General features: G+C 40.3%; 1 protein-coding gene. It reads left to right on the top strand.

What is annotated here, in order from left to right:
- Positions 1 to 366: 366 nt before the first annotated feature.
- The coding region (locus AC5590_RS02335) for a caspase family protein (RefSeq protein WP_211178822.1) at positions 367 to 868 on the top strand (502 nt) is incomplete at its 3' end.

The raw sequence follows: 868 nt of genomic DNA, 5'->3' as shown, positions 1-868 counted from the left end.
CATTTGAGACCTTAATGAGCAATGCCCACCTTACAGAAAACCCTGTAAGCTAAAAGCCTTTATCTTAGGACTTACGCACTTTACAAAAAGACTAGATTATGCATAACGTGCGCGAGTGCGTGGAAACATTGTCTGTATTTGCGGATCAATTCTACTGCGGCGGTAAAATGCTTGACTCTATCTACAATCCACGTTCATCTTCTGCATTGTGCATAAGTTAATTTTACTTACATCTATATAAAGAAGGCTTTTGTCCGAACAAGGTAATAACCCTGACTTTTTCTAAGTGATTTATGTTACTTTGTTGAAGTTCACACAATCAAAAAATTGTCAATTTGTCACAAACCTTACAAACAAGTAATGAACATGTCACCAACAAATCAAACACCAAACTTTTACGCCTTGCTGATAGGCATTGACTGCTATATGCCTAATAGACTGCCTAATGGGAATGAAATAAAAAGTCTCAGCGGGTGTGTACGTGATATCAGTAACGTAGAAGCTTTTCTCAAAGAAACGTGGAAAATTCCCGAAAACCACATTTTGAAGTTAACTGCCACTGGTTCTGGTTCTACTCAACCACTAGAACCACCAGATCGTTTACCTACTTATGTAAACATGGTGGCTAAGTTTAGAGAACTGACGGCGATCGCAAACAAGGGGGATCAAGTATATATCCACTACTCTGGACATGGTGCGCGTGCCAAAACCAACTACCCAAAAATTAAGGGAGCAAATGGCGTAGACGAGACGTTAGTTCCTACTGATATCGGTAAGCCAGAAGCACAGCATCTACGCGATCTGGAATTGGCACAACTGTTGAAAGAAATGGTGGATAAAGGGCTAGTTGTCACACTCGTGCTAGATA

Source organism: Brasilonema octagenarum UFV-OR1 (assembly GCF_963888615.1).
GTDB lineage: Bacteria > Cyanobacteriota > Cyanobacteriia > Cyanobacteriales > Nostocaceae > Brasilonema > Brasilonema sennae.
This window is presented reverse-complemented; position numbering and strand designations above follow the sequence as displayed.